Origin of the sequence: Acinetobacter sp. YH12023 (genome assembly GCF_013420135.1) — a bacterium.
In the GTDB taxonomy this organism is placed as follows: domain Bacteria; phylum Pseudomonadota; class Gammaproteobacteria; order Pseudomonadales; family Moraxellaceae; genus Acinetobacter; species Acinetobacter amyesii.
In genome coordinates this window covers 24936-51929 of the sequence record NZ_VOYU01000014.1, presented here as the reverse complement: position 1 = coordinate 51929, position 26994 = coordinate 24936, and the positions used below count along the sequence as shown (strand labels likewise).

Below are 26994 nucleotides of genomic sequence, written 5' to 3'. Positions count from 1 at the left end.
AACCAGTTTGCAATTTTTTGTATTTAATTCTTTAATAATTTCATTAACTTAAAACTTGAATATTTTAGTCAGCTTTTCATTATAAATGACTCACACTCATCTAACAGTGGCAGAAAAAACAAGAACTTTTGATGCTTTTGATCAATCCATTCGTCATCTATGCCTTAAGTTTTTAACCCATACTCTTTAGATAAAAAAAGAGCCTCAAATGAGGCCCTTTTTTTACAGCGTGAACTAATTAAGCATTAGTTTCAGCAGGAACTTTTGGATAGCTTACGCCGCCCATTTGCTCAGCAATACGCAATACTTGGCAGCTATAACCCACTTCGTTATCGTACCAAACATAAGCAGTTAAACGGTTACCAGAAGCGATTGTCGCTTGAGCGTCAAACACACCAGCAGTACGTGAACCGATAAAGTCAGACGATACAACTTCAGTTGAGTTTGTATAACCAATTTGACCTTGAAGGTTAGAGTTGATTGAAATTTGGCGAATGTATTCATTCACTTCTTCACGGTCAACATCTTGACCCAAAGTAAGGTTCAAAATTGCAAGAGATACGTTTGGAGTAGGTACACGTACTGAGTTACCAGTCAATTTACCTTGAAGAGCAGGAAGTGCTTTAGCAACAGCTTTAGCAGCACCAGTTTCAGTGATTACCATGTTTAAAGTAGCAGCACGACCACGACGGTCAGCTTTATGGTAGTTATCGATCAAGTTTTGGTCGTTTGTGAACGAGTGAACTGTTTCAACGTGACCATTGATCACTGTGTACTTGTCATTTAACACTTTAAGTGTTGGTGTAATCGCGTTTGTTGTACAGCTTGCAGCAGAGATGATTGTATCTTCATCAAGGATGTCAGCTTGGTTCACACCGTATACAACGTTCTTCATATCACCTTTACCAGGTGCAGTTAGAATTACGCGTGCAGCACCTGGACATTTAAGGTGCTGTGCAAGACCTTCAGAATCACGCCATTTACCTGTATTATCGATTACAAGTGCATTGTTAATACCGTAAGCAGTGTAATCAACTTCAGATGGGTTAGACGCATAGATCACTTTGATGAAGTTACCGTTAGCAATGATTGCTTCGTTTTCTTCATCAACAGAAATCGTACCTGCGAATGGACCATGAATAGAGTCACGACGTAACAAAGACGCACGTTTTTCTAAGTCACCGTCAGATGATTTACGAACAACGATTGCTTTAAGGTTAAGGCCACGACCTAGACCAGATTGGCTGATCATCAAACGTGCAAGGATACGACCGATACGACCGAAACCGTAAAGTACAACATCACGGTTTTCAACGTTAGTTGCATTGCCTTCAAGTGATTTCACAGCGTCAGCAACGAATGCATCAACATCACCGCCTTTTTCTTTGAACTCAACAGCAAGTTTGCCAAGATCAATTTCAGCAGTACCGATGTTTTCGATTTTCGCCAAAGCTTCAAGAATTGGGAAAGTGTTCACAACTGAAAGTTCAACGTCAAGTACGCGAGTACGACGATGCGCTTTAAGAATTTGGATAACCGAACGGTTAATTAAAGAACGACCGTATACTGTAGCTACGATGTTTTTTTCACGATATAACTGACCCACTAGGGCAATCATACGTTCCGCGATTTCTTCACGGTTTTTCCAGCGACCTTGGTGCTCTGCATGTAGGGCAACGATAGTGTCTTTGCTCACAGATACGTCCTCTAATTAATTGTAAATCTAAGCATAAATTTCAAAACCCCACAATTGTAATGGAAAACTGAAAATTAATGAATCTAAAAGCAGATTTCGACAAGGTTATTTTGTTATATATTCACTATAAGTTTTCAAAATAATCATGATTAGTATTATGATTTTATAGCCGAAAGTTGAAAAACAGGCTTTTTCGCAGATTTTTGTCACAAAATTTCAAATGTAGTTTTATCAACCAGATCTCAGCAGATTTAGCTCAAAGATGAACGAATATTTATATTTTTCAAATTGTGCTGTTTTTTTATTTTGCTCAATTTATAGTATTTTTACTGATGCTAAGCTCGTAATAATAATTTCACATTTTTAGATGATTTTTAAGACTATTCGACGGAATCTTACATCTAAAGTTTGAATAAAGGGTTTAGCCTTCAGCTGGAGGTACTCTTACGAAACGTTGTTTCTCATTTGGCAAAATGAGAAACAACGTTTCGTAAGGAAACCATCTTGCGGAGCAATGCTCCTCACCGCAAAACTCGTTCACTACCGTCAATTTATTCAAAGTATCGCAAAAACATTTTTTATTAGAAGTAACCTTGTCTTAGACAATTGCGGATAACATTACCGCGTATCGTTCTTTTATTTGGATCAAATTACGCCTCTAATGTTACTGCCTAACATTAGTTTTAAAGTCAGATCAATATTTAAAATTCTGTTAATTTTTCAGATTCTCAGCAAACTTTTCCAAATTAAAATCAAAGAAATTTACACTCAGCTCTAATATTTTCGGAAGTGCATTTAAACCATTCTCTCCAGCACTAATCGCAAAATATCTCTGATCACTAAATGACTGTACCTTTAAGGCATTTTCACATGGCTCAAAATCAAGATTGACGAGCTGTGACGCATGTTCCTTCAGCAACATTAAAACCTGCATATAAGTCTGGCGCTTTTTTTGCTGCTGCGCTTTTAAAGTATCGGCTTCAAGGCTTTCATACTCCCCTGTTTTCGTCATGCGTTTGGAAAATCCAACATGCGCGCCTAGGGCACCCGTATTTTCTACAATTACGTCTTTAGCAAAGATCTTCTGTTGATCCTCGTTCGGCTGCAAGAGCGCTTTCAACGCCGTATGAATTTGCTGTGACTGCTGATGATGTAACTCCCAATCATCTTCGTTTTGAACATGAAAAATGTGCGTACGCCGTTTCAACAAAAGCACCTGCCAAGCCTGTAGTTGAAGTCGCAGTCGTTTCAACTCCAAATTTGCCTCAAACTCCGGGCAACTACTCAAGACTTTTAGACTCGTGATGAGCTTCTGAGATATTTGCATGCTATGGAAAAAGACAAAATCATACTGTATCTGCTCACTCAGTTGATATTGAACAGTCTGATGTAAGGGCTTCAAGATCAATGTATTGAACTGCTGCTCAAAAGCAGGTAAAACCGTCGCTAATTGAGTAGCATCCTCTACATGCAGCATTAAAAGTAGATGCTTATCTACCCGTGTATGTAGTTGCTGCATTAAATTTTGTAGATCTAAATGTATAAAACCTGCAATGGATGCCAACTTTGAGACTCGAAATTTTAATTGTTCGATCTGCTGATTTTCTAGAGCAGTATTTAAATCTATGGCCACCCCATCAAAAATTTCGTCTGCTAGGGCGTCATTGTGCTTTGTTGATAAAAATCGAGTTGCTGAATACTGCGTCGTCCAATCTAAATCAGGCGACAAAATATAAATAAACTCAGATGTTTGTACAATTTGTAAATATCGCGTTTTTTGTTCACGCTTTAAATAATATTTAAAAATCGGATGTTGCCAAACCTCAGATGATTTTGGTATAGAAGCATCAAAAACTTGCCCTAACATATGTGACTTTAAGAAAATTTCGATCAAGAAAATTTTAACTTGCAGAGCAGTGAGTTGACGTGCATCACTCGGCGCAATCAAATCCATTTCACGAATGATTTGTGCGGCATTTAAAATGAAATGCTGATGTAATACATTTTTTTCATACTGTAATTCAAAATCTTCTTCTGCATCTATTTTATTGATATAGAGTAGGTTTTCTTCTAATTTTCGCGCAATTTGAATACTCTGGGTCAATATCCTAAGTTCTTCGAGCTGTGTTGCCAAATACTGTGCATGCTCACGCATGACATCATATTTTAGTACTTTCATCAGCATGCCCAAATTCATCGGTACATCGCTTTGATACGACTGTGATGAAGACTCCCAACGAATACCTTTTTGCGATAACACCTGCTGTATCTGCGGTAAGTTTGATTGATCAAGATCAGTGCACACTTCAGACACGATACTCTGCCAATGCTGATCCAACACAGGCTCTAGCTGTAAAAGTTTTGCGCTTAGATGAAATGGGACAACCACTGACTGCTTCCTGTATCTTGGTTCTTTAATCAATCTTTAATCAATCTTTTATCGATTTCAGTTTATTTTTATCTAAAATAAATATTTTTGTACACCATCATTCAATGCTGTTCTTCCTAAACAATAAATTGAATCATGTCTTGTTGTAGTTTTCTAAGTTTAAGATTTTACTAAAAAACAGCAAGCATTAATTGTAAACTGATCAATTTATCGTACCAGCATTTTCAGTTTAAGAATCGATTCGATCATTTAACGCTTTTACATTTTTTGCTAGCGCACGTTCATTTTGCTTTTGTTTAAACAGATGCAAAACACCTTCTATCACCAATAATAATACCGCACCCCAAATTGGAATATAGGTCAGCCATTCTTCGGCTTCTACTCGCTCCCCCAATGCGATGGATGCAAAAGCTAACAACACGGGTTCTAAATAACTCAACAAACCAAAAATCACAAATGGCAAATAACGACTCGCCAACATATAGCTACCTAAGCCAAGCGCACTCAGAAAACCCAGTCCTAAAACCGCCAAAATCAGATACGGGAATAACGACATCAGCGCTAAACTATCGCTATGAATAAATCCTAAATAAAAGGCTACAGGCAAAATTAAGCAAAGATCCCACCAAAAACCACCCAAATGATCGGTTTTAAAGGTACGACGTAAAAAGAAATAAATCGGATAAGCCACAGCGACATAGACAGTTTCCCACGCGATACTGCCAATACGCCAAATTTCGTGGCCGACCCCTAAAATTGCCAATGCCACGGCAGCCATCTGCCATTTAGACAGCTTTTCTTTATACAGTACACATCCAACCAGAACCATTACTAAGGGCAATAGAAAATACCCTAAAGATACTTCTAGCCCTCGGCCATTAATTGGTCCCCACAAAAACAACCAAAGCTGTGTAGTACATAAAAATGAACTAATGATTAACCAAATGAGAAAGATCGGTTGCTTGACCACACGCCAAAAAATTTCACTGACTTTGTTTAAATCTTTCATCCACCACATAAATAAGGTTAAAAATGGCAAGGTCGCCAACATGCGCCATGCAAAAGTTTGCTCGCTATCTAGAGGTTTTAAAAAGATGGTAAAGAAATACAAAATACCGAAAGTGACCGATGCCAATACAGACAATGCAACGCCTTTATACATCTTTCACTCCAGTCCAAATGACTACATAATCTTGATATTTTGCTTGATCAATCAAGCTTTTCGCATGGACATTCTAGCAAATAAAAAACCATGCACAGGCATGGTTTTTTAGCATTTGTTCAAATATTTAGGTTTTATGGTTTTACTGTTTGCTTGGTATGAATAATATCTGATAAGTCATAACCGACAGATTGAGCATAATTTAGATATTCCTGAATCACTTCCTGATCTGGATGAGCCGAACGAGAAAGAACCCACATATATTTACGACGTGGCTCACCCACCAAAACTGTTTGATAGTCTTCATCGGCTTTGAGTACCCAATAATCACCACGCCCCACAGGCAACCAACGAATGGCTTCTGGTAAGAAACTAACTTTTAATTTCGTGTTAAACGGTGCATTTTGTACAAATGCCTCGCCTATTGATTGCTTCTTGGTACCATCTTTAGATACGCAGCGATTATTTACATTAATGTTGCCATTTTCATTTAGCGTGTAAACCGCAATCACATCACGGTCACAGCTTTTTTGAAAAACCATAGGCTTACGAGCTACTTCATACCACATACCTAAATAACGATCGAGCTCGACTTTTTCCACAGTCTGTAACGGTTTCGTCTGTGCATAGGCCATTGTGGCTGCACCCAAACCAATTAACACTGCTGCACCAAGTGCAATTTTTGCGAGTTTAAAACCAGCTTTCGGAAGATTCGTTGTTGTCATTTTTATGCCTCATTTCGATGCAAAACATTCGATGAAAATTAAGTAATTCTTTCTCTCGTGTTTTTACTCTAGCGGAAAAAATTGCCCTAAAAATCATTTTCTTGTCTGAATTATGTATGTCATTCAAACAATATTCCGCATCTTGTCTAACAAAATTATGAAATCATCTGTGCTTTTAAACGCAAGATTTCATCGCGTAATCGAGCGGCTTGTTCAAACTGTAAATCTTTCGATGCCTTCAGCATTTCTTTTTCCAGCTTGTTCATATGTTTTGCCAGAAGTTTTGGATCCGACATCAAATGACGTTCATCTGCAGTTAATGCCTTGGCCTGATCTGAAATTTTTGCATCGATTTCATCATCTGTCAGCAGTTCACCAGTATCAATATCATTAACGTTTTGGCGTACAGCACTACGTGGTGTAATGCCATGTTCAAGGTTAAATGCAATCTGTAAATTACGACGACGATCCGTTTCATCAATGGCTTTTTGCATGGAGTCGGTCATACGATCTGCATATAAAATCGCTTTACCGTTTAAGTTACGCGCTGCACGACCAATGGTTTGAATCAAAGAACGCTCAGAACGTAAGAACCCCTCTTTGTCTGCATCTAAAATGGCTACTAGAGACACCTCTGGCATATCTAAGCCTTCACGCAGCAAGTTAATCCCAACAATTGCATCGTATACACCTGAACGCAATTCATGAATAATTTTAGTTCGTTCAACAGTGTCAATATCAGAATGTAAATAAGCGACCTTAATACCATATTCTTTCAAATATGAAGTTAAATCTTCTGCCATACGTTTGGTTAATGTCGTAACCAATACACGCTCATTTAAGTTTTTTCGATTATTAATTTCTGACAATACATCATCCACTTGCGTTAACACTGGACGAATTTCAATTTCAGGATCAACCAAACCTGTGGGTCGAACCACTTGCTCAACGACTTGTTCAGACTTTTCCATTTCGTAATGTGCAGGCGTTGCACTGACATAAATGGTCGAAGGAATAATCCGCTCCCATTCTTCAAATTTCATTGGGCGGTTATCAAGCGCACTTGGTAAACGAAAACCGTAATTGACCAAATTTTCTTTACGTGAACGGTCACCTTTATACATAGCCCCAATTTGCGGTACGGTAACGTGCGATTCATCAATGATTAATAAAGCATCATCAGGTACATAATCAAACAAAGTCGGAGGTGCTTCACCAGAAGGACGGCCAGACAAGTGGCGTGAATAGTTTTCAATACCGTTGGTATAGCCAAGCTGCTGCATCATCTCTAAATCATACCGTGTACGTTGTTCGATACGCTGTGCTTCGAGTAATTTATCATTTGCACGAAAGAATCCTAGTCGTTCTGCGAGTTCTTCACGAATCGTTCCAATTGCACGCTGTAAATTATCTTTAGGTGTTACATAATGGCTTTTTGGGTAAATCGTAATACGTGGCACTTTACGGACCATTCTGCCCGTCAATGGATCAAACCATCGAACTGAATCAACTTCATCATCAAATAATTCTATTCGAATGGCATTTTGATCAGATTCAGCAGGAAAAATATCAATAATTTCACCACGAATACGGTATGTGCCCCGTAAAAATTCGAGTTCATTTCGGGTGTATTGCATTTCCACCAAACGACGGATGATATCATCACGGCTAATACGGTCTCCTTCCACGATATGCAGAAGCATACTCATATAAGCATTGGGATCACCCAGACCATAAATAGCTGAAACTGACGCTACGATAATTGCATCACGTCGCTCTAATAATGCCCGTGTTGCCGAAAGACGCATTTGGTCGATATGATCATTAATCGATGAATCTTTTTCAATAAAAGTATCTGAAGATGGAACATAGGCTTCGGGTTGATAATAGTCATAATAACTGACGAAGTATTCCACGGCATTATGCGGAAAGAAGGCTTTAAACTCGCCATAAAGCTGCGCAGCCAAAGTTTTATTATGCGCCATAATAATCGTTGGACGTTGCGTGCGTGCTATCACATTTGCCATGGTATAGGTTTTACCTGAACCTGTTACCCCTAAGAGCAACTGATCATGCATTCCTTTTTCAATCCCCTTCACCAATTTCTCAATCGCTTGAGGCTGATCACCTGCCGGCTGATATTGTGTTACCAGTTCAAAAGGCTGTTCCTGCATCACACTCTTCTTCAACAGTTTTATATGGCTTTATTATGAGGGCAAAGTTGCACAAAACAACGCTAAATTTATGTAAATACCAGAGGCGTGTACAGACTGTAAAATTATCATTCAACATAACCCCATAGATTTTTCTCATGTTTGAAAAATAATTCGCCTGATTTCGCATGTTTTTCTTGAGGAAACTGTTGGCTCTAAAAAAACTCAGGAATAAAGCGTTCATTTATCCCTTATTGATACTTGACCTATGTAAATTTCACCTGCAACATGAACAAAAGGACGCCACAGATCAAACTTATGACTTACCAATATCATGACGAAAGTATTGTTAAAAACCTACCCGAAGATACTATTTTTGTTTTTGGCAGCAATATGGCAGGTCAACATGCTGGTGGTGCAGCGCGTACTGCCCTAGAGCATTTTGGTGCAATGAATGGTATTGGTCGTGGATGGGCTGGTCAAAGTTTTGCTATTCCAACAATGAATGAGCATTTACAACAAATGCCATTGTCTCAGATTCAACATTATGTTGATGATTTTAAAATCTATACCAAGAATCATCCGAAGACCAAATATTTCATTACTTCGATTGGCTGTGGTGTCGCTGGCTATAAAGTTGAAGAAATTGCTCCCATGTTTAAGGGGATTTCCAGAAATGTTATTTTTCCACTTTCATTCCGTCCTTTCGTTGAAAAAGCTTTACCTAAACTTACTTCGAAACTTCTACATACAATTTTTCAAGACTCGGTAATTTTTGCACCTTCGGCAGATGAATTGGTTGATGTTCTGGCCTTAACAGATAATGAAAAAAGTCTTGCGAAAATTGTGCTGAATACCCAAATGTACCCGACAGATAGCAATGGTCGTGACCGTATTTTTGAAATTGAAGATATTTTGCATGCCCTGAATGGGAAAATATTCGAGTTTCAAAGCAACTCAGAAGGCCCAATGATGTTTGGCGGCGTCATTTTAGCCCTACTTGAACTGTACAATATTAATGAAAAAGATTTTATTGATGTTTGGAAAGCTGAACGTGAAATCGCTGCACCAAAGCCTGAAAATAAAGCTCGTAAAGCCAGCCGCTAAAGACTATTTTCACCACATTCCCCCCCAAAAAGCCAATGTCCATATTGGCTTTTTTCTACGGTTGACTAATGATTTTTAGCGACTTAAGTCACATTAAAAATAAAGTTTATTTTACATATCACATTATTTTAATATCATTTTTTTCATCTTATACTACTTGCTGACATTATCATAAAGAATGACGAGCACATAAAATAGACATGCTAGATTCTCCTTTTTTTGAGCTATCCCCCATTGCCGTGTGGCTTGAAGATTACAGTGAAGTCAAAAAACAATTTGATCTCTGGCGTCAGCAAGGTGTGCAGGATCTCGCCACTTTTCTTCAACAAGATGAATCACGTATTCTGCAATGTGCAAGAAAAATAAAAATCTTACAGGTCAACACAAAAACGTTAGAACTTTATCAAGCGCGTAATATTGAACATTTATGTCAAAACCTTGATCTCGTTTTTAAGGCGGAGATGTGTCAAACACACATTAGAGAGTTGGTTGCATTGTGGAATGGTGAAACGCATTTTTCCCATTCTGCCGTGAACTATACGCTCAGTGGACAACGCCTAGACATTCAACTCAAAGGCATCGTGCTACCGAGTCATGAGCAGGATTTGTCTGCCGTTTTAATTACGACTGAAGATATCACCTCTTATACTGAAGCTTGTCGTTTACATGAACAAAGTCGTCATTTGGCAGAAGCGCGTTTCCATTATTCGCCAACCTCACTTTGGGTAGAAGATTTCAGCCGAATTAAAATAAAATTAGATCAGCTTCGCGCTTTAGGTATAGAAGATTTTGTGACATTTTTGGATGTTCACCCCGATTTTGTACAAGAGTGTATTAAGGAAATACTGATCGTTGACGTTAATCAGGCCACCCTTGATTTGTTTGGCGCTTCGGACAAAGAAATATTGCTCAAAAATGTACATAAAGTATTTGCCAAAGAAATGCTGCAAACCTTTAAAGAACAGTTGATTGAACTTTGGAATGGCAATCTACATCATCAACGTGAAGCTATAAATTATGCACTCGATGGCAGTATTCGCCACGTATTATTGCAATTTACTGTATTTCCCGATTATCTCGATGACTGGAGCACCGTGCAGGTTGCGCTGACTGATATTACCGCACGTAAAAAGGCTGAAAATTATCTTGAATATTTAGGTAAGCATGACGTTCTGACCAAGCTCTATAACCGTTCATTTTATATCGCAGAACTCAATCGTCTCGCACGCAATCAATTACGTCCTGTTTCTTGTATTTTTATGGATTTAAATGGGCTAAAAGAACTCAATGACAGCATTGGGCATGATGCTGGTGACAGTATCCTCAGACGTTTGGGCAACATTTTAAACCAACTTATTCAGCATACGCCCTATTCTGCTTCGCGCATTGGTGGTGATGAATTTGTCATACTTTTACCGGGTGCAGATGATGCAGCACTGCAAAACTGCTTACAAAGTTTGAATGAGTTGTTATTGGTCGATAACCAATTTTATTCTAATCAACCGATGAGTATATCGATTGGTTCTGCCACCAATATCTTGAATGAGCGAATGGAAGATATGCTTAAACGTGCTGATCTTGACATGTATCGTCAGAAGAAAAAGTATTATCTCAATAAAGACCGTAGAATTCAGTCTGAAATACGCAATTAACATCAATAATTTGCAATAAAAAAGCCATGGTCTGAACCATGGCTTTTTTATTTAAATCTCTTAACGCTTACCCATCGAACGACGTGTACCGCGTGGTGGCATCCAAGTACGGTCAGCATAACGCTGAGGTTTTGGACGCATATCTTCAAAGATTTCATCCGAAGCATTATCTTCAGCTTTTTTAATCGGAAAAGGCAAATTGACTAAAGCCTTTTTCTTGGGAGGGTTTTGCGTACTCATACGAATAACTCAATTGAATCTGGCGCTATTGTACAAAAAAAATGGTTTTGGTGTAAAAGGCTTTGAGTGATTAGACTCGATTGGCATATAAAGACTCAATGATCAGCTATGAATTTTATATCTATAGAGGACAACAGCACAAAACTGCTTTGAATATGGTCGTTTTAAACTATTTTATTGACCTAAACAAATAAATTCACTGTCATTTATGTCAATAAATATTGAATATTTACAAATAGATATAAGCATTTCTAAATTTCAAAAATGTTCTTTTTTTTTACACAAATACCTCATTAAAACCTTCAAACAATACAAATCATCAAGAATGTTACAGGACTATTACCTTTACTCTTGTTTTCTATAACATTTTTTACGCACTAATTTTGAATAATGAGCACTTAGAAAAATTATTATCAATTTACGGACATGGAGTCCTTTAAAATGAAAAAAAGTGTATTGTGCATTGCTGCTTCTATGGCTGCTCTACCTATGCTCAGTCATGCAGACTCACCATATTTTAGTTTAAAAGATGGCGATGGCTTCAAACGTTTTTCTGTCTCTGTTGGTGCTTTACATGTTATGCCACAAGGTAAAGCGCAGCCATTTCGTGTAAATACTGCCATCAATGAAGGCTATGAGGCAGAAGTTGGTGATGTTAAAACACAAACAGTAAAAGACAATATTCGAGAAGGATACAAAGTCCCTCCGCTGCTAGCAGGTGCCCTAAACCTTTTGGACACAGTTCCTGCTTCAATGAGTGGTAAAGCCACCATTTCAGGACTTGAACAATGGGACAATCCAGGGACAGGTCTTGAAGCAGACGACGTCACCACGCTTGGGATCATGACCAACTATTTCTTCACTGACAATGTATCACTAGAAATGAAAGCGGGTATTCCGCCAAAAGTTGATTTACAAGGCTCAGGGAAAATTTACGCGCCCTTTTCAGCCATTGCAAAACCACTAGGCGGTGCACTGGGAAATCTTGAACTTGAAAATGATATTTTCATTACCGACTTAGGCGCACATGGTGCAGCAGCTTCTGCACGTGCATGGACTCCGGCTGCTGAAATCCAATATCACTTCGGTAAAACTGGCGTCAATAAATTCCGTCCCTATGTGGGTCTAGGCGTGATGTATGCCTACTTCAATGAATTGGAAATGAATCCACAAATTGAGAAAGATTTGATTGCCGCAGGTCACATGATTGCCAACATTAAAGAAGGTAATGCAGGCGCCTCTTTGGAAGGAAAACCAAGTAAGGCAAATCCCAAAGTTGATTTAGAGGCAACTGATGTATTTGCTCCGGTTGCGACGGTGGGCTTCACATATGATTTCAATGATAAATGGTTTGCTGTTGGTTCTGTCAGCTATGCACACCTACAAAATGAAACCACCATTACCGTTACAGATGCGACACACGGCGAACTGATCAAATCTAAAGCGGATATTGAAGTAAACCCGATCCTTGCATATGCAGGTATCGGTATGCGTTTCTAATTAATAACCTGAATATAAAAAAAGACGGCTACGGCCGTCTTTTTTATTAGGCTATATATGGTCTTTTATTTTGAATTATCTCTTCAATCTCTTTTAAACACTTTTGAATTTCGGCTGTGTCATTTTTCTTTATTCATCCATAGTTACCTATAAAAAAAATTTATTGTTTGGTGAATTAAATTTAATCGCAACTCTGCGTTTATTCGCATACCATTGGGTTAAATTTAAAGAATGTAGCCTGCTGTATGTCTGATACTCGTTTCTCAAAGCCCCTGATTTACATGCTCATTGGCAGTGCTATTATTTTGGCATTGTCTTTAGGGGTGCGTCATGCATTTGGCCTCTATCTCGTGCCGATGAGTGATGAATTCGGTTGGGGACATAACGTATTTAGCCTTGCCATTGCCATGCAAAACTTAATTTGGGGTGCTGTGCAGCCAATTACTGGGGCTTTTGCAGATAAATATGGCAGTAAGATCGTGGTCGCAGTCGGTGGTGCATTATATGCCCTCGGGCTATTACTCATGGCCATCAGCTCTACCGGTTTACTTCTTAATTTAAGCGCAGGTTTAATCCTAGGTTTGGCTCTCTCGGCCACTTCATTTCCAGTATTACTCTCGGCCGTAGGACGTGCAGCACATCCAGACAAACGTAGTTTAGCCATGGGTATTGCCAGTGCCGCAGGTTCTTTTGGTCAGTTCATTATGCTGCCCTCTACATTACTGCTACTGCAAAAATTTGGTTGGTCTTCGGCTTTGGTGGTCAGCGCCATTTTAATTGCGCTTATTATTCCTTTAGCTTGGATGTTAAAAGCACCAATGTATGTTGCACCAAATGCAATCAATACGCATGAAGCCTCTCTGACATTTAAACAAATTTTGCAATTGGCTTGGGAGCATAAACCCTTTTGGTTTTTAGCACTTGGTTTCTTTGTCTGTGGCTTCCAAGTGGTGTTTATTGGTATCCATCTGCCGGGTTATTTAATTGATCATGGCTTTAATGCCACTACAGGCACTATTTTCCTAGCGCTCGTTGGACTGTTTAATATTGTCGGCACATACACAGCAGGTTGGCTCGGTGGCAAATATTCCAAACCAAAGCTGTTGATGGGACTGTATGGATTACGTGGTATTGCCATTATTGCCTTTCTTTTGCTGCCTTTAAGCACATGGACAATCTATGCTTTTGGCGTCATTATGGGTCTACTATGGCTTTCTACCGTACCGCTCACCAACGGTATAGTGGCCAATATGTTTGGCGTTAAATATCTCAGTATGCTGAGTGGTATCGTGTTCTTTACTCACCAAGTCGGTTCATTTTTTGGTGGTTGGTTGGGTGGTGTGAACCACGATATGACCGGTAACTATAATGCCATTTGGATTTTTTCGATTGTCCTGAGTATTTTTGGGGTATTGGTACATTTCATGGTTAATGAGGAAAGTGTCATTCATGACTAATTCAATATTATGGTTTCGACTCAGTATTGCCCTCAGTATTCTGGCCTTGTTGGCCTTATCCATCGGCTTATGGAGCCAAACGCCTGAATTATTCGAATACTTTAACCAAGCGTTTTGTGCACATTAAAGACGCATAGAAGCCTTAATTCCAATTCAAACTGCTGTTTTATCAACACTACAACAGCAGTTTTTTAGCTATTTTCTCCACGATTCAATAAAAGCTGCATTTTCAGCATATTAGTATTAATAATAAGTTTTTTCATAAACTTAGCTTATTTTTTAATTTTCCAACCTGCACTTTCTTCCTTAGATTAAGTCTCAATAAAGAACAATTTGAGAACTTATGAAATGACCGCATTAACTCAACTTTCACAAGCCATCCATGATGCTCCGCGTTGGCATCAAGCAGAACATTTTCAAGATGGCAATGAAATTCGTATTGAAGTGCAACATGACCAAGCTTTGGGGGCCGTGGTTTATGGTTTAGATGCGCGTAAAGCACAGTCTGGGGAAACCATCTACCGTTTAAAACAAGCGCTGGCAGAACAGTTGATTTTAATTTTTAAACATCAAAGTCTAGATGATTTACAGTATCTCGCGTTTGCAAGCTACTTCGGTTCAATTTTCCGTCCTGGTGCAGATATTCCTGTGCTAGCATCACAAGATGACACCGGTACACCACCAGACGTCGTACCTGTGTCAAATGCAGTCGGTAAAGGAGACTATACTGGACATGGTGAATTGGCTGCGCATGCAGACCATCAGTGGACTCCACTGCCATCATTTGGTTCATTACTCTATGCCATTGAACTGCCACAAGACGGTGGACAAACCTCATGGTATAACACCATTAAAGCCTATGAAGCTTTAGATGAAGCGACACAAAAACATTTAGAACAACTTCAACTCATTACCTACAACCCATTTGTCCGTGCCAAAAATAATAAAAGCACAACTGGATATGGCGCTACACCGCTTTACCGTTTCAAAGACCAACCGATTGTTGGACATGCCTATCCACATCCGCTTGTACGTACCCATCCAGAAAGTGGTCGTAAAGGGCTGTGGTTAAATGAACGATCTGAAGTGGAATTGGTTCACTACGATGATCAGTCGGGCAGTGAATTGATTGCATCTTTACGTGAACATTTATTGAAACCTGAGTTTCGATATGAACATCAATGGGAAGAAGGTGACATTGTGTTTTGGGATAACCAAGCCACTTTACACTCACGCCGCCCTTTCCCTTCAGACCAACGCCGCTTATTAAAGCGAATTAGCCTAGCAGGAGGACGACCATACTAATGTTGAACTTCATGCCAACAATAAAAAATAAATAACCCAGCAAAATCCGTGTTTGAGCAATAACTCCAAATAATTAAAATTTTAAAACAATAAGAACACTGCTCAAATTACGGATGATCTATATCTAATGCCTTAAAACCTGAAATTAAATGATCTAACATCGCACGCACACCCGGCAGCATGCCTTGTCGTGTCGCGTAGGCAACATGGATGACCCCTTGCGGCAATTGCCATTCAGGAAATAGCTCTATTAACTCACCACTTTTTAAAGCATCACGTACAAACACTTTGGGCAAAGATGCGATTCCTACGCCAGAAAGAGCAGCCGAAATCATCGCACTAAAACTGTCAGTTCTTAAGCGTGGATGAAATTCAATTTGTTGAGTTTCACTTTTTTCACGATGTCGGAAATCCCAAAAATGTTTAGGCCGATCAAAACCAATACACGGAAAATTTTGAATCTCAGCCAATTGCTGTGGTATTTCACGCTCGAAGAAAAGTTGTGGCGATGCCACCAAAACATGATCCCAAGCATCTAAATCTCGAACGATCAAATCACTATCCATTAAAGGCATATTTCGAACACGAATTGCTAAATCTACGCCTTCCTCGATAACATCAACCCGATGATTGGTCGCCATCAGATGCACACTGACCTCAGGATATTGCTGCATAAAATCGGTGACCATTTTTGCAACAGGCATTTCCACCAAAGCTACAGGACAAGAAATTTTAATCTGGCCACAGAGTTGGTCATTCAACGTACTAAGCACAAAGTTTTCCGTTTCGCTGACTTCCTCTAAAATTTTTAAGCAATGCAAATAGAACTGTTGTCCTATTTCAGTTACTGTAAATTTACGCGTATTACGCTGAATCAAACGCACCCCCAAACGGGTCTCTAATTCTGCGATACGGCGTGATAGCTTAGATTTTGTAATACCCAATGCTTCACTGGCTTTGGTATAACCTTGATATTTCACCACTTGCACGAAATAGTAATAGTCATTTAAATTTTGCATGATTGTTTCATTTTTAGAATAATCTGTTGAGTTTTTCGCCCTGTCATTCCCTCACTATACCTCAATAATAGATCTCAGAAGCAATATATTGAGGGCTGAATTATGAATTCAATCAAATGTGTTTATCATAGTGATCGTAGTACTTGGGTGGGCGATGGCTTCCCAACAAACTCTATGCTCCCTATGCAAGAAATGGGCAATCAAACCAGTCCATTTCTCGTTATGGGCTATACCGGCCAATATCACTTCTCTCCAAGTCATCATCAACGTGGTGTTGGATCACATCCACATCGTGGCTTTGAAACAGTAACCATTGTTTATGAAGGTGAATTAGAGCATTTTGACTCTAAAGGAAATCACGGCAGTATTGCCAAAGACGAAGTGCAATGGATGACCGCAGGTCGAGGCATTATGCATGAAGAACACCATTCTAAAGATTTTGCAAAAACTGGCGGAAATTTAGACATGGTACAACTTTGGGTCAATTTACCTCGTCATGCCAAAATGACTGAACCTCGCTATCAAGAACTGACTAAAGCCAATATTGCTGAAGTTAAACTTGCACAAAATGCTGGCGTGGTACGCGTCATTGCTGGCCAATTCGAAGATACATTGGGCGCCGCTGAAACCTTTAGCCCGATGAATGTATTGGATGTGCGCTTGAATGCAAATGCTGAACAGGAATTTTCATTCAACCCACAGTGGAATAACATGATTTTTGTATTAAGTGGGGCGATCGAAATTGAAGGTCAACGCTTTGATGCGAAACAGACTTTATATGTGAGTGACCAAGTATCGTCCTTGAAACTTAAATCTTTTGAAGCAACCAAACTGCTTATTTTAAGTGGCGAAGCTTTAAATGAACCGATTGCGGCACATGGACCATTCGTCATGAATACTGAAGATGAAATACGTCAGGCATTTTATGATTTTCAACATGGTCATTTTGCTTAAATATTTCCACGATAAAGTCCCAATAAAAAAACCGCCTTCTGGCGGTTTTTTTATATCTATGTTGGTATGAATTACGCATCACGCTTTCAGCAGATTATTGCGTGACTTTTTGATAAAACGCATCTATTGCATTGACCATTTGCTCAAGTCCCGGCTGTTCCAAAGGATAATGTCCTGCATTTTTCAACAGCACGACATCGACTGGAACTTGGTGAATCCGTGCTAAAAATGGCTGACTTAAAGCCAAAGGCGTCCAGCGGTCTTGTTCAGGCTGCGTTAGTAAAATTGGGCAGACATCAAACTGCTCCGGTGGCGTGTCATTTTTATAATATAAATACGAATCTAGAAATTTAACCGATACACTATTCCCAGCTGACGTTTTATCTTTTAAAAAGACCTGCAATGCTGCGTCATTATTCACCAAGCGATGCATTTTACTTACCCACCGCATCGGCATTGGCAATGCTGAAAATGGTGTATGTGCTGTCACATGAGCCAGTGGGCTGCCCACGCGGCTCATAAATTTATTCAAAGAGACTTGATCACGCACAGTTTTATTTGAAGTGTCTAGAAAGGTCATACCGACGATACCTTTCACCTTTTTATTTTTTGCCGCCACGTGATAGGTCAACATACCACCTGCACTAAGCCCATACAAAACGATAGGACGATGATCTTTTTGTAGCTCGGCTTCAATGAGGTCATTACCTGCTTGAACCCAATCATCATAACGAATTTTTGAGCCCTTTTTGACTTGGGTGAGGCCATAACCGGGCATATCAATAGCGATAGTTTCATAGCCACGTTGTGCCAAAGGATGACCCAAAATCATCGACATTTGTCGACCATTTGTTCCCACACCATGAAACAGAATCACCTTCACTTTTGCCTGTGGATTCCGATAAGTATCTAAGTGAACAGTATGACCTTGCCAGTTCCACCACTCTTCTTTAGGGCGCTGCGTTTCGTCTAAATGGTATTCTTTGGGTAGATAGTGCTGAATTTCCTGCCAACTGTTTTGATCTGAATAACTTGCTAATGCTTGTGTAGCCGGTAGCTGATCATCTGCAAATGCCATGATTGAAAGTAACGATGCAATGCCACTCATCAACCACTTCAATAAAGCGCTCAAAATTTCTGATAAGGTGTCTGATTTTGGAGAAGTCATTTTTAGACAATTTTTTATGTGTATGTGCTGATGCTAATCAGCGGCGGAAACCGACGCCATGTGCATGTGGGACAGCACTATGTCACTTCGTCCAATTATCTTTTTCCCTGCTAAGCACTTCAAAATATTTTTGAAGCAGGATTTACATACTCCTGCAATAATCAGCCTTTAAGATCTTTTAACTTTAATAATTTTATCCTTTAGAAATTCATAACCTTACTTTTGATTTTAAATATTGGTAACGCATGAGCCAGTCCAAACCACAACGAAACCTTGTCATCTTTCTCACCTTTTTAAGATTAGGGTGTATTGCATTTGGTGGACCTGCGGCACATTTGGTGTTGTTTTTTCAATATTTTGTGAAACAAGAAAAATGGATAACAGAGCATGAATATGCGCATTTGCTTGCCTTGGCTCAAGTCCTTCCAGGCCCAACAAGTAGCCAGCTCGGCATGGCAATTGGATTTCAACTCAACCGCTATCAAGGTGCTTGTTTTGCATGGTTAGGATTTACTTTACCTTCAGCCCTGCTGATGTGTGCCGCGGCCACTTTAAGTATAAAACTCAGTAATCAACTCTCAACTTTATTCTTTCATGTTATTCAGTTAATTGTACTAGCCGTTGTTGCATGGGCATTTTGGCAAATGATGCGAAGCTTCTGTAAAACAAAATTTCAGTATCTAGTCATGCTTTTAGCTGCATTTTTTATTTATTTCTTTCAATTTTCTTTAAATCAAGTTTTGGTGATTTTATGCGCTGCAATTATCGGTTTAGTTTTATCGTCAAATCAATTACACAGCCAAAAGCCAAATATCGCCGAAACATTTCCACCCAAACATGACAATTTTAGCCGGAATGCACATGAAAATACTTGCACCTCTTGGCTATGGCTTCTCGCCTTTATCAGCCCTTTTTTCGTTCTGCCATTCTTCGATATACAACATAGCAATATATTGGCTTTCAGCTTAGAAAGCTTCTACCGCACAACATCCCTCGTCTTTGGTGGTGGACATATTATTTTGCCATTTTTACATCAGGACTTTGTCTCTACAGGACTGATCAGTAATGAAAATTTTGACTTAGGCTATGCCCTTGCACAACTCATGCCGGGACCTTTGTTTAGTTTCGCCGCCTATCTCGGCACACTTTTACCCATGACCGATGTGCCAATCTTGAATGCCGCACTCGCGACGTTAGCGATATTTTTACCATCATTTTTATTATTGTTTGGCTTATTGCCCTATTGGAATAAATTGATGAAATACCCGATGCTTTTTGGCACCTTAAAAATAATCAATGCGGCTGTCGTTGGTTTATTACTGTGTCTACTATTTCAAATGAGCCAAAAATACATCATTCAATGGACAGACTTTATATTTGTTGCCGTCGTTATTGCTTTACTTCGCAGCAAACTGCCAGTTTGGTTCAGCTTAATAAGCAGTTTTATCGGCTATTACGCTTTTTTAACTTTTCTGCCTTTTTAAACTTAAGCAAAAAAAACTAGAACTCAAGGAGTAAATTAATCCTCATCGATTAAGCTTGCGCCCTTGACCACAGTTTTCCCCTCGACCTGATCCAGTTGATAATGCTGCACATCACTATACTGTTTGATCATTTCAACCAGTTCATTGGAATGTGTGGTCAACCAAAGCTGCGTATAGCGACTTGCTTCGGCAATCAGCATCGCCAAGGCAGGTAATAAATCGGGATGTAAGCTATTTTCTGGCTCATTCAGTGCCATAAAATTTGGGGGTCTTGGACTCAACAAAGCCACGGCTAAACACAAAAACCGTAAAGTCCCATCTGAAAATTCGGCACTTTCCAAAGGTCTTAAGATCCCTTGCTTTTGCATCATCATTTGAAAGCGCCCACCCATTTCCTGCACATAAAATTGGGTCTGCGGAAAGGCTTTTTCTAGTACTTCAAACAAGGTTTCACTGTTACCACGCTCACGCAAGGTTTCAAAAGCCGCAGCTAAATTTGTACCATCATGCGCTAAAACTGGCGAACGAATGCCCACCTGTGGGACACGGATCGGTGAATTTCCACTGACAGAAAACTCATGATAAAAACGCCAGTTTTTCATGGTCTCACGCACTTGTGAAACTTCGGGATATAAGTGTGGATCGGACAATTGTCCAAACACCGACTCTTCTGGTGTTAATGCCATCGGATAAGCAATCCGTTCTTCATCAACATTTTTAAGAAATGCCGCTTGGTTGGTTCTTTCCAACAACTCACTCATTTTTCGACGTTGATAGCCGCTTAACCAAATCCCTTCTACTTTGACCAAAGGATCGAGTGCAAACAAGGTGATGAGCGGTTCAGGAAAACCTATTTCAAGTTGATATTCATAATGCTCCATCTCCACTGCAAGCTTCATGCGCTTAGGGTCTTTCGATCGATCACCCGCACGGTGACCACCTGCCCACATGATTTTTTGAATCCCGCCCTCATTTGCAATAGCTTGGGATAATTGGCCATTTGCAGCTTCATGCAGGAGACGTACAGCTTTATATAGATTGGATTTACCACAACCATTCGGACCACTGACAATATTCAGACGCGATAAGGTCAGATTCATATGATGAATAGATCGAAAACCTTGAATGGTCACTGAACGGATCGTCATAAGCTACCTAAAATGAGTTGGAAATGCTGATGATTATAAGTGGATTGAATGTATATTTTGCATACACTTTATCCTAACTATAAAAAAACCCGCAAGCCGAAACTTACGGGTCTTTCATTGTACATTCTAAGTTCAATTTAACCTTAGAATAAACGGTTCATACCATTCAATGTTGCAACACGGTACGCTTCCGCCATAGTCGGATAGTTAAATGTGGTTTCTACGAAATATTTAATCGTATTGTTCGGGCTGTTCATCACGGCCTGACCAATGTGAATAATTTCCGCAGCATTATTACCGAAGCAATGAACACCTAAAATTTCTAAAGTATCACGATGGAACAAGATTTTAAGCTCACCCACGGTGTCGCCCGTAATTTGCGCACGTGCCAAATGACGGAACGATGCCTGACCCACTTCATACGGAATTTTTTCTTCAGTTAACTGTTGTTCAGTTTTACCAATCGAAGAAATTTCAGGAATTGTATAAATACCTGTCGGAATATCCGTTACAGGTGCAATTCCTTCTTCACCGCTCATGTTAGAACCAGCACAGCGACCTTGGTCATATGCAGCAGATGCAAGTGATGGCCAACCGATTACATCACCCGCTGCAAAGATATTCTCTACTTCAGTCTGATATTGATCATTCACGGTTAGTTGACCACGGCTGTTTGGTTTGATGCCTACATTTTCTAGACCTAAACCATCTGTGTTACCAGAACGGCCGTTACACCACAAAATCGCGTCGGCTTTAATTTTCTTACCACTTTGCAAGTGAAGCACCACGTGGTCATCATGTGTTTCAAGATGATCAATCTGTTCGTTGTGGCGAATCAGTACACCCTGCTCACGTAAACGATATGACAATGCATCTGAGATTTCATCGTCTAAATAGCTGAGTAATTTGTGCTGTGTATTGATCAAATCGACTTTGTGGTCTAGACCAATAAAGATAGAGGCATATTCACAACCAATCACACCTGCACCGTAAATGATGATTTTTTGGATTGAATAATCCAGATCCAAAATTTTGTCTGAATCAAATACGCGAGGATGATTAAAGTCTAAAGCAGCTGGACGGTAAGGACGTGAACCTGTCGCAATCACTAATTGCTGGAATACTAAAGTTTCCGTCATACCTTCATTGCTAAAAATCAAAACAGTGTTTTGATCTTGGATATACGCACGGCCGTGGAAAATATCAATTTTATTACGGTCATAAAAACGTGAATGCGTTTCAACTTGTTGTTGAATCACTTTATGCGCATTACGTAACACCTGTTTCATCGTGAACTGTTTCCATTCACCGACTTTTTGGAACATAGGGTCACGTTGGTAACGTAAAATGCTTGAAACGGTCTGACGCAATGCTTTACTTGGAATTGTTCCTACATGGGTACAGTTACCACCAAGCTGTTCACGCATATCTACAATTGCAACTCGCTTACCTGATTTAGCAAGTTTCATTGCAGCGCCTTCACCCGCAGGGCCAGAACCCAGAACTACCGCATCGTATTTCACGAAAGTTCCACTAACGACCTCTTTCTTACGTGGCATTCAACGCTCCTTTACAAATATTCTTTAATCTAGGCTGTATTATGACGTATATCCTAACTTTTTTGGATATTTAGCTCACATATATTATGTGATAACCACATTTATTATATGAATATCGTTTTCCCCCTATTTAAGCTCAAGTCCGCTATAATGATCGAGCTAATTTTTTGAATATCTCCTCGTCAAAAACAGTGGAAAAGTTGAATATGTCTGAGAACCGTAAACCTGTACAGGGTGTAAAACTTCGTGGCGCAGAAAAAGTCGCTCGCATACCTGTGAAGGTTGTGCCAACGGTTGAAACGCCTCGTAAGCCTGACTGGATTCGGGTCAAAATGGCTGCCCCTGATGAAGTTCAACGTATTAAAACAACTTTGCGCGCACAAAAATTACATACCGTGTGTGAAGAAGCGGCTTGCCCGAACTTACCTGAATGTTTCGGTGGCGGTACTGCAACCTTTATGATTATGGGCGATATCTGTACTCGTCGTTGCCCATTCTGCGACGTTGCGCATGGTCGTCCTAATGCTCTTGACCCAGATGAACCACGTCACATGGCAGAAACCATTGCCAATCTTGGTTTGAAATATGCCGTAATTACGTCGGTCGACCGTGATGACCTAGTTGATGGCGGCGCACAGCACTTTGTTGACTGTATTAAAGAAGCTCGTGACTTGAGTCCAAAAACACTTTTGGAAATTCTAGTTCCTGACTTCCGTGGTCGTATGGATGTTGCCCTTCGTATTATGACGGAGTGTCCACCTGATGTGTTTAACCACAACATTGAAACCGTGCCACGTTTGTATAAAGCAATGCGTCCGGGTTCTGACTACCAACACTCTCTAAACTTATTAAAAATGTTTAAAGAATACTGCCCAGATGTACCAACTAAATGTGGTTTGATGGTCGGTATTGGTGAAACTGAAGAAGAAGTCATTGCGTTATTAGACGACTTAAAAGCACACGATGTTGACTATGTCACCATTGGCCAGTACTTACAGCCCTCTAAAGAACATGCCCCTATTGACCGTTTTGTAAGCCCAGAAGAATTTGAGCGTTACACGGCACATGGTCAAAAGCTTGGTTTCAAAAACATTTGGGCTGCACCAATGGTCCGTTCAAGCTATTTTGCTGACCGTCAATACTATGGTGAGCCAGTACCTGCGGTACGTCGTAAAACTGATCCTGCAAAGAAAATTGCAGTTCAAACGATTGAAGCCTAATCACGCAAAGATTTAAAACATCGCAAATTAAAGCCCTCATTGATTGAGGGCTTTTTTGTGGCTTTCACACGCTCAGCCTAATTCGTTAACAAATATAAGATCTTTCGAAAATTGTCCGTTCCTTAAACGTTATCCAATATATCGAATCATCCAAGTTTACGTAATGTGACATTTTTTTGCCCGATAGGGATTGTATTGTGATTATTTATTAATCAATCTATTGATAACACTTTATTTGCGCTTTCATGATATTCACGCAATTTTCCAATCAAACTCACCAGCCGAGTGATGGCATTTTGACAGTCTCATGCACTTTAAAATCAGAAAGACAAAAGATGAGATCATTTTTAAACGCATGTAGGCTGTTTTAAACGCATAACGCTCTGGCCCTTGTCACTGGAGCCATAACAAATGCTATTTATACTCAGTGCAGTACTCTTTATTTTTGCTCTTTGGGCCGTTTTTTTCTTTGAACTTTCACGAGCTGTAGGCGCAATAACACTGATATTTGTTTCAATTGCACTCGCCTTTTTAACCCCATGGTCATTAATACTTGGCATCCCTCTTATTGCTTTGAGTTTAGTTGTGTTGATTGACCCACTGCGGCTCAATCTACTCACCAAACCTGCCTATAAAACCTTAGCAAATGCAATGCCGAGTATGAGTACTACGGAACGTGAAGCGTTGGATGCAGGAACAAGTTGGTGGGAAAAAGAGCTATTTATGGGCGCGCCTGATTGGAAAAAATTTGAGGCTTATCCCTACCCTCAGCTCAGCGCTGAAGAACAATCCTTCATTGATAATGAAGTCGAGCAACTTTGTGCCATGCTCAACGAGTGGGATATTCACCATAAACACAAAGACCTCCCACCAGAAGCTTGGCAATTCATTAAGGATAATGGTTTCTTAGGACTGGTGATTCCAAAATCTTACGGGGGCCGTGAATTTAGTTCATTTGCACAAAGCCGTGTCATGAGCAAGATTGCATCCCGATCACTGACTGCTGCAGTCAGTTGTATGGTGCCCAACTCGCTTGGACCTGGGGAATTGCTTCTACACTATGGTACTGAAGCACAAAAAGACCGATATCTCCCAGGCCTTGCCAAAGGTGAAGAAATTCCGTGTTTTGGACTCACCAGTCCTGAAGCCGGTTCGGATGCAGGTGCTATTCCAGATACAGGGGTCGTCTGTTATGGCACCTTTGAGGGACAACAAGTGCTCGGCTTAAACATGAATTTCTCTAAACGCTGGATTACCCTTGCACCGATTGCCACCGTCATTGGTCTAGCATTTAAACTATACGATCCAGATGGATTATTGGGAGATAGAAATAAAACTGAATATGGCATCACTTGTGCACTGCTACCGGCGAGTCATGAGGGTGTCATTACAGGCCCTCGTCATAATCCAGGCTCACCATTTATGAATGGGACAGTTGAAGGTAAAGATGTCTTTATTCCCTTAGACTGGATCATTGGTGGGATTGAAAATGCAGGCAAAGGCTGGCGTATGCTAATGGAATGCTTAGCGGTTGGTCGTGGTATTTCACTCCCTGCATTGTCAACGGCAGCCGGTGAAATGGCATATCTAAATGTCGGTGCATTTGCCAAAGTTCGTCAGCAGTTTAAAATTTCCGTGGGTAATTTTGAAGGTGTACAAGAAGCTTCGAGTGATATCGCATCAGATGCTTATATGCTTGAAGCATTCCGCTATTTGGTGACTTGTGGTTTAAACCAAGGCGGCAAACCTGCTGTAATGACTGCAATGGCCAAATACTATGCCACTGAAACCATGCGGAAAGTGGTGAATCATGGCATGGACATCGTCGGTGGACGTGCCGTGCAAATGGGACCTCGTAATTTTTTAGCTTTGAATTATCAAGCCATTCCTGTGTCAATTACCGTCGAAGGCGCCAATATTCTAAGTCGCTCTCTGATGATTTTTGGACAAGGCTCCATGCGTTGTCATCCATATTTATTTGAAGAGCTGCAATTACTTCAAGCCGAAGATAAGAACACTGCACTCGATACATTCAATGAAATGCTCTTTAAGCACTTAGGCTATACCTTTAACCGAACTGCACGCGCCTTTGCTTATGCGTTCACAGGTGGCCCATCCGACTCACCAGCTTCAGCAGATGAATTTAGCCGCCCCTACTATAAAAAAATTAATCGATTCAGTGCCGATTTCGCGCTGACTGCAGATATGTGTCTTGGCCTATTAGCCGGTGATATTAAACGTAAAGAAATGCTTTCGGGCCGACTTGCAGACATTCACTCTTATTTATTTATAGCAACGGCTATTCTTAAATATTATGAACAAGGTCAAAGAAGTGAAGCTGAACAATTACATGCGCAACTTGCATTAGATAAAGCTTTGTACAATGTTGAAGAAGCTTTCCAGGGCTTATTTGACAACTTCCCAATGCGGCTGGCAGCAAGCGTAGTAAAAATCATCTGCTTTCCGTTGGGACGAGTTGTTGCTAAACCGACAGACCGTTTAAAACGTGAAGTTGCCACTCAAATGATGCTAGACAATACTTTCCGCCAAGAACTGAAAAAGCACGTGTATTACAGCACTGCAGCAGATGAAGTTTCTGGTCGTATGGAAAATGCCTTTTTACAATTGTTGAAAATTGAACCGCTGTGGAACCAATTTAAAAAAGCTGAATCTAAAGGCCAATTTAAAGGTTTAACTTTTGAAGCACATATAGCCGATGCAATTGCACAAAAATTCATTACAGCCTCTGAAGCTGAACAGCTCAGCACTTACAACATTCAACGCTATGACAGCATGCTCACAGATGTATTTGACATGCAGCTCATCCACGAACTTGAGCTATCCAATCCACATTTAACCATTGCACCAGAAGTGAAAAAGCAACAACACACCGATGATGAACCAGAAGCATTTCTGCGTTATTAATCAACTTCTGCATCGCTTTTTAGCTTAATTTTTCTCAAAATAAAAGCCATTCCACTGTTAAACAATGGGATGGCTTTTTTATACGACCATCAGCCAATGGTATCGCAGAGTCAAAGGTATAGGCTGTACTG

20 protein-coding genes are annotated in these 26994 nt (G+C 40.0%); 10 read left to right on the top strand and 10 right to left on the bottom strand.

The window, feature by feature from the left end; genetic code table 11:
• Positions 1–238 precede the first annotated feature (238 nt).
• The 5 genes from FTT92_RS14470 to uvrB form a co-directional block, all read right to left on the bottom strand.
• Positions 239–1696, bottom strand: a complete 1458-nt coding sequence (locus FTT92_RS14470; RefSeq protein WP_078191876.1) for a glyceraldehyde-3-phosphate dehydrogenase — start codon at positions 1694–1696, stop codon at positions 239–241.
• 712 nt (positions 1697–2408) lie between these two features.
• Positions 2409–4085 (bottom strand): hypothetical protein, encoded by a 1677-nt coding sequence (locus FTT92_RS14465; RefSeq protein ID WP_180172443.1) that lies wholly within the window; start codon positions 4083–4085, stop codon positions 2409–2411.
• Between the two features lie 229 nt (positions 4086–4314).
• Positions 4315–5247, bottom strand: a complete 933-nt coding sequence (gene rarD / locus FTT92_RS14460) for an EamA family transporter RarD (protein ID WP_078191878.1) — start codon at positions 5245–5247, stop codon at positions 4315–4317.
• Between the two features lie 134 nt (positions 5248–5381).
• Positions 5382–5972 carry a lipocalin family protein gene (locus tag FTT92_RS14455; protein WP_180060292.1) on the bottom strand — a complete coding sequence of 197 codons (591 nt, stop codon included), beginning with the start codon at positions 5970–5972 and terminating at the stop codon, positions 5382–5384.
• 155 nt (positions 5973–6127) lie between these two features.
• A complete protein-coding gene (uvrB, locus tag FTT92_RS14450) occupies positions 6128–8149 on the bottom strand; it encodes an excinuclease ABC subunit UvrB (protein ID WP_180172442.1) in 2022 nt (673 codons plus the stop codon).
• Positions 8150–8443: 294 nt separating this feature from the next.
• On the opposite strand from uvrB, the gene FTT92_RS14445 reads away from it, so the two are divergent.
• Both FTT92_RS14445 and FTT92_RS14440 read left to right on the top strand, forming a co-directional pair.
• Positions 8444–9232, top strand: coding sequence for a hypothetical protein (locus FTT92_RS14445; RefSeq protein ID WP_180172441.1), 789 nt, complete (start codon positions 8444–8446; stop codon positions 9230–9232).
• Between the two features lie 194 nt (positions 9233–9426).
• Entirely contained in the window at positions 9427–10884 is a 1458-nt protein-coding gene (locus FTT92_RS14440) for a sensor domain-containing diguanylate cyclase (protein ID WP_180172469.1), read from the top strand.
• 60 nt (positions 10885–10944) lie between these two features.
• Here FTT92_RS14440 and FTT92_RS14435 read toward each other — a convergent pair whose 3' ends face one another.
• Positions 10945–11124, bottom strand: a complete 180-nt coding sequence (locus FTT92_RS14435) for a hypothetical protein (protein ID WP_078190224.1) — start codon at positions 11122–11124, stop codon at positions 10945–10947.
• A gap of 441 nt (positions 11125–11565) precedes the next feature.
• On the opposite strand from FTT92_RS14435, the gene FTT92_RS14430 reads away from it, so the two are divergent.
• The 4 genes from FTT92_RS14430 (at position 11566) to FTT92_RS14420 (ending at position 15386) form a co-directional block, all read left to right on the top strand.
• On the top strand, positions 11566–12624 hold the full coding sequence (locus FTT92_RS14430) for an OmpW family protein (protein WP_180035627.1): 1059 nt from the start codon (positions 11566–11568) through the stop codon (positions 12622–12624).
• Positions 12625–12869: 245 nt separating this feature from the next.
• A complete protein-coding gene (locus tag FTT92_RS14425) occupies positions 12870–14081 on the top strand; it encodes an MFS transporter (protein WP_180172440.1) in 1212 nt (403 codons plus the stop codon).
• On the top strand, positions 14074–14208 hold the full coding sequence (locus FTT92_RS16770) for a hypothetical protein (RefSeq protein ID WP_257231741.1): 135 nt from the start codon (positions 14074–14076) through the stop codon (positions 14206–14208). Before FTT92_RS14425 ends, FTT92_RS16770 begins: the two co-directional genes overlap by 8 nt.
• Before the next feature lie 221 nt (positions 14209–14429).
• Complete coding sequence (locus FTT92_RS14420; RefSeq protein WP_180172439.1) at positions 14430–15386, top strand: TauD/TfdA family dioxygenase; 957 nt, start codon at positions 14430–14432, stop codon at positions 15384–15386.
• A 107-nt stretch (positions 15387–15493) separates the two neighbouring features.
• Here FTT92_RS14420 and FTT92_RS14415 read toward each other — a convergent pair whose 3' ends face one another.
• On the bottom strand, positions 15494–16405 hold the full coding sequence (locus tag FTT92_RS14415) for a LysR substrate-binding domain-containing protein (protein ID WP_180172438.1): 912 nt from the start codon (positions 16403–16405) through the stop codon (positions 15494–15496).
• A gap of 102 nt (positions 16406–16507) precedes the next feature.
• Between FTT92_RS14415 and FTT92_RS14410 the strand changes: the two genes are divergently transcribed.
• Entirely contained in the window at positions 16508–17359 is an 852-nt protein-coding gene (locus tag FTT92_RS14410) for a pirin family protein (RefSeq protein ID WP_180172437.1), read from the top strand.
• Positions 17360–17453: 94 nt separating this feature from the next.
• Here FTT92_RS14410 and FTT92_RS14405 read toward each other — a convergent pair whose 3' ends face one another.
• Positions 17454–18437 (bottom strand): alpha/beta hydrolase, encoded by a 984-nt coding sequence (locus tag FTT92_RS14405; RefSeq protein WP_257231748.1) that lies wholly within the window; start codon positions 18435–18437, stop codon positions 17454–17456.
• A gap of 335 nt (positions 18438–18772) precedes the next feature.
• Between FTT92_RS14405 and chrA the strand changes: the two genes are divergently transcribed.
• A complete protein-coding gene (chrA, locus tag FTT92_RS14400; RefSeq protein ID WP_180172435.1) occupies positions 18773–20011 on the top strand; it encodes a chromate efflux transporter in 1239 nt (412 codons plus the stop codon).
• 35 nt (positions 20012–20046) lie between these two features.
• Here the strand turns inward: chrA and FTT92_RS14395 are convergent, their stop codons facing one another.
• A complete protein-coding gene (locus FTT92_RS14395) occupies positions 20047–21159 on the bottom strand; it encodes an AAA family ATPase (protein WP_180004940.1) in 1113 nt (370 codons plus the stop codon).
• Between the two features lie 143 nt (positions 21160–21302).
• Entirely contained in the window at positions 21303–22718 is a 1416-nt protein-coding gene (gene sthA, locus FTT92_RS14390) for a Si-specific NAD(P)(+) transhydrogenase (RefSeq protein ID WP_078190237.1), read from the bottom strand.
• 206 nt (positions 22719–22924) lie between these two features.
• Here sthA and lipA point away from each other — a divergent pair, with 206 nt between their 5' ends.
• Positions 22925–23938 carry a lipoyl synthase gene (lipA, locus tag FTT92_RS14385; RefSeq protein WP_078190238.1) on the top strand — a complete coding sequence of 338 codons (1014 nt, stop codon included), beginning with the start codon at positions 22925–22927 and terminating at the stop codon, positions 23936–23938.
• Between the two features lie 411 nt (positions 23939–24349).
• Positions 24350–26863 carry an acyl-CoA dehydrogenase gene (locus FTT92_RS14380; RefSeq protein WP_180172434.1) on the top strand — a complete coding sequence of 838 codons (2514 nt, stop codon included), beginning with the start codon at positions 24350–24352 and terminating at the stop codon, positions 26861–26863.
• Positions 26864–26994: the final 131 nt, after the last annotated feature.